6 protein-coding genes and 1 pseudogene (1 of these 7 only partly in view) are annotated in these 6,772 nt (G+C 64.2%); all 7 read left to right on the top strand.

Annotated features, from left to right (window positions below):
• Positions 1 to 70 (top strand): annotated as a pseudogene (locus A2Z13_05350) (hypothetical protein); it begins 1,019 nt to the left of the window's first position.
• A 28-nt stretch (positions 71 to 98) separates the two neighbouring features.
• Complete coding sequence (locus A2Z13_05345) at positions 99 to 725, top strand: hypothetical protein (GenBank protein ID OGP78969.1); 627 nt, start codon at positions 99 to 101, stop codon at positions 723 to 725.
• Positions 722 to 1,255, top strand: a complete 534-nt coding sequence (locus tag A2Z13_05340; GenBank protein ID OGP78968.1) for a hypothetical protein — start codon at positions 722 to 724, stop codon at positions 1,253 to 1,255. Before A2Z13_05345 ends, A2Z13_05340 begins: the two co-directional genes overlap by 4 nt.
• Positions 1,256 to 1,558 carry an NADH-quinone oxidoreductase subunit K gene (locus A2Z13_05335; protein OGP78967.1) on the top strand — a complete coding sequence of 101 codons (303 nt, stop codon included), beginning with the start codon at positions 1,256 to 1,258 and terminating at the stop codon, positions 1,556 to 1,558.
• A complete protein-coding gene (locus A2Z13_05330) occupies positions 1,559 to 3,688 on the top strand; it encodes an NADH-quinone oxidoreductase subunit L (GenBank protein ID OGP78966.1) in 2,130 nt (709 codons plus the stop codon).
• A 37-nt stretch (positions 3,689 to 3,725) separates the two neighbouring features.
• Positions 3,726 to 5,234 carry an oxidoreductase gene (locus tag A2Z13_05325; GenBank protein OGP78979.1) on the top strand — a complete coding sequence of 503 codons (1,509 nt, stop codon included), beginning with the start codon at positions 3,726 to 3,728 and terminating at the stop codon, positions 5,232 to 5,234.
• 1 nt (position 5,235) lies between these two features.
• Positions 5,236 to 6,714 (top strand): hypothetical protein, encoded by a 1,479-nt coding sequence (locus A2Z13_05320; GenBank protein OGP78965.1) that lies wholly within the window; start codon positions 5,236 to 5,238, stop codon positions 6,712 to 6,714.
• Positions 6,715 to 6,772: the final 58 nt, after the last annotated feature.

Here is a 6,772-nt window from a genome sequence, read left to right as displayed (position 1 = left end):
ACGTTCGCGAACCTCCTGGGCGTCTCCCTGTGGCTCCTGGTCTTCAAGGGCAAGGGGATCCCCCAGATGATCGCTTCGATCTTCTAAAAGAGGCGGGGATGGGATTGAAGGAATACATCAACGACATCTTCGAGGCCGTAGTCACCACCGCGAAGGGGATGCGGATCACCGCCCGGTACGGTGTCGACGCGAGCGAGGAGGTCACTCAGCAGTACCCCGAAGTGCGCCGGGAGCCCGACGAGCGGTTCCGCGGCTTCCTCCACAACGACATCGTGAAGTGCAACTCCTGCTCCATGTGCGTAAAGGTCTGCCCCATGGACTGCATCTCCCTCGAGGCGGTACGTGGCGCCGACAAGAAGTTCGTGCTCGTTTCCTACGAGATCAACATCGGGCGCTGCATGTTCTGCGGCCTGTGCGTGGAGGTCTGCCCGACCGATTCGCTCGTCCACACCAGCGGCTATGAGAAGGCGTCGGTCGACCGCGGGGAGCTGATCCTCCATTTCGTCCACGAGGACCCCGCCGGGATCAGGGCGCGCGTGGCAAAGCAGGTGGCGGAGGCGGCGGCGAAGGCGGCCGAGGCCGCAAAAGCGGCGGAAGCGGCCAAGGCGGCGGCGAGCCTGGCAGCGCCTGCCGCAACCCCCGCAGCGGCGAGCCCGGCAGCGCCTGCGGCAACCCCCGCGGCGGCGAACCCGCCGGCAAAGGATGACCCGGAGAAAAAGGGATGACGGGACCGGCGAACCTTGTTTTCTATCTCATCGCGGCCCTCACGGTGGGGTCCGCCATCCTGGTGGCGATTCTGCCCAACATCGTCTATTCCGCCGTCGCGCTCCTGTTCTCGTTCGCTGGGGTGGCCGGCCTGTACGTGTTCCTGTCGGCGGATTTCCTCGCCGCCACCCAGGTGCTGGTGTACGTGGGGGGGATCCTCATCCTGATTATGTTCGCCGTCTTCCTTTCGAACCGGATCTCCGACGTCAAGATCTCCAATCCGGCGCGCTTCCACTGGCAGGCCGCCCTCCTCTGCCTGGCGCTCTTCGGCGTCCTTTCGTACACGGCGGTCTCCACGGCCTTCCCCATCAAGCCGGAGATCGTCTACCTGCCGTCCACCGCCGAGATCGGAGAGCTCTTGATGACGCGCTACCTGCTGCCGTTCGAGGCCGCCTCGGTGCTGCTGCTGGCGACGATGATCGGCGCCGCGTTGCTGTCCCGGCCCGAAGGAGGGAAGGGGAGAGCGGCCGACATGGAGGAGCCGAAGTAAATGGGCCTGGACAAGCTGCTGGTCGTCGGCGCCGCGCTGTTCTGCTGCGGCCTCTACACGATCCTGACGCGACGGAACGCGGTGGCGGTCCTCATGGGGGTCGAGCTGATCCTCAACTCCGCGAACATCAACTTCGTCGCGTTTTCCCACTACGTGTCCCGCACCATCGGCGGGCAGATCTTCGCCGTTTTCGTGATCGTGCTCGCGGCGGCCGAGGCCGCCGTCGCGCTGGCCATCTTCCTGCGGCTGTACGCCACGACGGGCACCGTCGAAGTGGATACGGCCGACCATCTCAAGGGGTAGATCTTGATCCGATACGCACACTTCATTCCGCTCCTGCCGCTGTTCGCCTTCTTCATCAACATCGCGGTCGGCAGGCGGCTGCCGCGCAAGGGGGACTGGGTCTCGCTGGGCGCGATCGCCATCGGGCTGGCGATCTCCATCGGGATCTTCTACGAGGTCTTCCGGGTCTACGACCCGAATTTCAAATACCACGTCACGTTCCCGTGGCTCGACTTGGGCGGCCGGTTCGTCATCCGGGCCGGGATCCTGATCGACAACGTCACCGCCGTGATGCTGCTGGTGGTCACCGGGGTTTCCGCCCTCGTCCACCTGTTCTCCGTGGGATACATGCACGGCGACCCGCGGTACAGCAGGTACTTCGCCTACCTCTCGATCTTCTCCTTCTCGATGCTGGGGCTGGTCCTGTCGGACAGCTTCTTCTTCATCTACATCTTCTGGGAGCTCGTGGGGGTTTCCTCCTACCTGCTCATCGGGTTCTGGTTCGAGAAGAAGTCGGCATCCGACGCCGGCAAGAAGGCGTTCATCGTGAACCGGGTGGGCGACTTCGGGTTCCTGCTCGGGTTCCTGCTGCTTTTCGCCACGACCGGGGCGCTGGGGTACGACGAGGTGTTCCAGGCGATCCGCGAGGGGAAGATCGAGGGGACGCTTCTGACCCTGGCGGGGATCGGTATCTTCTGCGGGGCGATCGGAAAATCCGCCCAGTTCCCGCTGCACGTCTGGCTCCCCGACGCGATGGAGGGCCCCACCCCGGTTTCCGCCCTGATCCACGCCGCGACGATGGTCGCCGCCGGCGTCTACCTCGTCGGGCGGGTGTACCCCATCTTCACCCCCGACGCGTTCCTCGTCATCGCCTACATCGGGCTCGTCACGCTGTTCATCACGGCCACGATCGCGCTTGCGGCGACCGATATCAAGAAGGTCCTCGCCTATTCGACCTGCTCGCAGCTCGGCTTCATGATCATGGGCCTGGGCGTCGGCGGCTACACGGCGGGGTTGGCGCACCTGACGACGCACGCGGCGTTCAAGGCGTGCCTGTTCCTCGGGTCGGGATCGGTGATCCACGCGGTGCACAGCCAGGAGATCACCGAAATGGGCGCACTGCGCAGGAAGATGCCGATCACGTTCGTCACGTTCCTGGTGGCGACCCTGTCGATCGCCGGCGTGCCGTTCTTCTCCGGCTTCTACAGCAAGGACATGATCCTGGGCGCGGCGCTCGAGTTCGGCCTGAGGAACCCGAAGCACATCCTCCTGTTCGCCGGCGCGCTGTTCACGGCGGGGCTGACCGCCTTCTACATGTTCCGGCTGGTGATCCTCACCTTCCTCGGGAAGCCCAAGGACCACCACAAGTTCGACCACGCGCACGAGTCGCCCCCCAACATGTGGGTCCCGCTGGTGATCCTGGCGGGCCTGTCGTTCTCCTTCTGGTACAGCGGCTGGTTCGGCGACCTGGTGAAGAAGCCCGCGTCGGCGGTGCCGGTCGTGTCCGCGGCGGTGCATGGAGAGCCCGCAACGGCGGACTCCTCCTCCCTGGCGGCGGCCCTTCCGCATGCGCAGACGCCCGTCCATGAGGCCTCGACCGCGACGCACGACGTTTCCGGCTCCCGCACCGAGAGGACCGGCGGGCATGCCGCCGCGCACGGCGGGGAATCCGACCACGACGCGCACCTGGCGCACACGGCCCACACGTGGGCGATGTTCTCGTCGGTCGCCGTCGGGACGCTCGGGATCTCGCTGGCCTTCGTCGTCTACTTCTTCGGCTGGGTGAACCCCGACCGGGTGGCTGCGGCGTTTTCGCCCATGCACACGTTCCTCAGGAACAAGTGGTACTTCGACGAGCTGTACGAGGCGACGGCCGTCAACGGGATGAAAGCCCTGTCCCGGGGACTGGGGTGGTTCGACCTGCACGTCGTGGACGGGCTCGTCAACCTCTGCGCGCAGCTGGGCGTATGGACTTCTTTCCTGGTCGGCAAGTTCGACAACAGCGTGGTCGACGGCGCCGTGAACGGCGTGGCGACCGTGACGATAGAGAGCGGCTCCTTCTTCCGCCGGTTCCAGACCGGGAAGCTCTATCACTACGTGTTCGTCCTGGCGGGCGGGATTTTGATCATTTACCTGGTTAAAGCTTTCTGACCGGAGGAGGTCTTCCGTGGGTTTCATCGACAGTCACATCCTGAGCCTGATGACGTTCCTCCCCTTGGCCGGCGGGGCGATCATCCTCTGCCTGCCGAAGGGCAACGACAATCTGGTCAAGACGATCGCCGCCGTGGCGTCGTTTCTCCCGGTCCCGCTGGCGATCAAGCTCTGGGTCGCGTTCGACCCAACGGTGGCCGGCGTGAACGTGGCGAACCAGTTCCAGTTCGTCGAGCGCTTCAGCTGGATCCCCTCGATCAACGTGGAGTACTTCATGGGGGCCGACGGGATCTCGGTGCCGATGCTCATCCTCACGGCGATCGTCTCCTTCCTGGCGGTGATTGGCTCCTGGGGGATCGAGAAGCAGATCAAGGGGTACATGGCGCTCTTCCTCCTGCTCGAGACCGGCATGATGGGCGTCTTCGCGTCGCTGGACTTCTTCCTGTTCTACGTCTTCTGGGAAGTGATGCTCCTGCCGATGTACTTCCTCATCGGGATCTGGGGAGGCCCGCGGCGCGAGTACGCGGCCATCAAGTTCTTCCTCTACACGCTGCTCGGTTCGGTCCTGATGCTCCTTGTCATCCTGGCGCTCTACTTCAACACGACGAACCCCGAGACGGGCGGGCACACCTTCAACATGCTCCATTACATGCAGCAGTCGACCCACAACGGGTGGCTGAAAGGATTCGACGTCCGGATCCTGCTGTTCATAGGCCTGTTCATCGGGTTCGCCATCAAGGTCCCTCTGTTCCCGTTCCACACGTGGCTCCCCGACGCCCACGTCGAGGCGCCGACGGCGATCTCGGTCATCCTGGCGGGGATCCTCCTGAAGATGGGGACGTACGGCCTGATGCGGATCTCCTTCCCGATCTTCCCGGACGTGACAAAGTGGTTCGTCATTCCGATGGCCGTCCTCGGGGTGATCAACATCGTCTACGGCGCCCTGTGCGCCATGGCGCAATCGGATCTCAAGAAACTGGTCGCCTATTCCTCGGTGAGCCACATGGGGTTCTGCCTCCTCGGGATGGCGGCGCTCACTCCGGCCGGGATGATCGGCGCCTCGTTCCAGATGTTCTCCCACGGCATGATCACGTCCATGCTCTTCTTCCTCGTCGGCGTCGTCTACGACCGGGCGCACCACCGCGACATCGACGGGTTCGGGGGACTGGGCGCCGTCGTGCCGGTTTACACCTTCTTCGTGAGCGTGGCGTTCTTCGCATCGCTCGGCCTGCCGGGTTTTTCCGGGTTCGTCGCCGAGGCGATGGTCTTCATCGGGTCGTTCGGCGTCCTCAAGAATTTTGTCATCATCGGCGCCTCCGGGATCATCATCGTCGCTGCGTTCCACCTCTGGGCGCTCCAGCGGGTCTTCCTGGGGCCGCTCAACCCCAAGTACGCCCAGCTCGAGGAGATCAACGCACGCGAGATCTTCTGCCTCACCCCGCTGGCGCTGATGACGCTGATCCTCGGGGTCTATCCGATGCCGGTGCTCAACCTCATGAACACCTCGCTCATCAAGCTCGTCGACATCGTGAAGACGGTGATCTAGGATGCCCCTGGGGAACCTCGCCAGCGTAAACTTCTTCCTGCCCGAGTTCGCCGTCACGGCGACGATCCTTTTGCTCGTCGTCGTGCACGTAGCGGGGAAGAACCGGCAGTCGTCCGCTCCGGCGATCCTCTCCCTGGCGGGCGTCGGGGCAGCGCTCCTCCTGACCGCAATCCAGCCCGCGGGGCCGGGCAAGCCGCTCTTCGAGGGGATGGTGGCGCTCGACGGTTTTGCCGTCTTCTTCAAGGCGCTGACCGCACTGGCCACGATCGTCGTCATCTTCATGTCGATGGACTGCGCGGAGCTCGCCGGCAGGAGCCAGGCCGAGTACTACATCTTCCTCCTGTCGGTGCTGCTCGGGATGTTCCTCCTTGCGGCGTCGACCGATATCGTGATGCTGTACCTGTCCCTCGAGCTGGTCTCGATCCCGTCGTACCTGCTTGCCGGCTATCTCAAGGGGAAGGAATCGTCGATCGAGGCTTCGATGAAGTACGTCGTGTACGGGGCGACCGCGTCGGGCGTGATGATCTACGGCTTCTCGCTGCTGTTCGGCCTGACGGGCACCACCCAGATCGGGGAGATCGGCCGGGCGCTGGCCCTCGGGAAGGCGACGCTTCCGGTGTTCCTGGCGGCGGTGATGGTGACGGTCGGGTTCGGGTTCAAGATCGCGGCGGTCCCCTTCCACATGTGGAGCCCCGACGTGTACGAGGGGGCACCGACCCCGGTCACCGCCTTCCTGTCGGTGGGCCCCAAGGCTGCGGGGTTCGCGGTGCTCGTGCGGTTCTTCTACACCGTGTTCGCCTCCCCCGACGGGGCGGAGGGGGCGTGGAGGATCTCCTCCGCCGTGGACTGGACCCTGCTGTTCGCGGTTCTCTCCGCGGTGACGATGACGGTGGGGAACCTGGTTGCCATCAACCAGAAGAACGTGAAGAGGCTTCTGGCCTACTCCTCCATCGCCCACGCCGGGTACATGCTGATGGGGTTCGTCCTCCTCACGCCGGCCGGCCTCAAGGCGATCCTGTTCTACCTCGTGGTGTACCTGTTCATGAACCTGGGCGCGTTCTACGTGGTGATCCTGGTGGCCAACGGGACCCGGAGCGAGGACATCGCCGATTACTCCGGACTGGGCAGCCGGGCGCCGTTCGCCGCCGTTTCCCTCGCCATCTTCCTGTTCGCCCTGACGGGCATCCCGCCCTTCTCGGGGTTCATCGGGAAGGTTTATCTCTTCGCCGAGGTCATCGACCGGGGGGTCTACTGGCTGGCCCTGGTGGCGGCGATCAACAGCGTCGTCTCGCTGTACTATTACGCCCGCATCGTCAAGGTCATGTTCCTGGAGGACCCGAAGGAGAGCGCGGAGCTTTCCGTACCCGCATTCCCCCGGGCGCTCCTCTGCCTTCTCGTGATTCCGACGCTCGTTCTTGGAGTATACTGGGAGCCCGTGATCCGGGTAGCCGCGAATTCCGTTAAACTTCTCGTTTTCTAGTTCGCTGGAAAGGGGCGCCGTGGCGAACTTCGTTTCCTCCATCGAGTTCTCGGATCCG

The sequence above is a fragment of the Deltaproteobacteria bacterium RBG_16_64_85 genome (genome assembly GCA_001798885.1).
GTDB lineage: Bacteria > Desulfobacterota > Deferrimicrobia > Deferrimicrobiales > Deferrimicrobiaceae > FEB-35.
The sequence above is the reverse complement of the archived record's forward strand: the minus strand, read 5'-3'. Positions and strand labels throughout refer to the sequence as shown.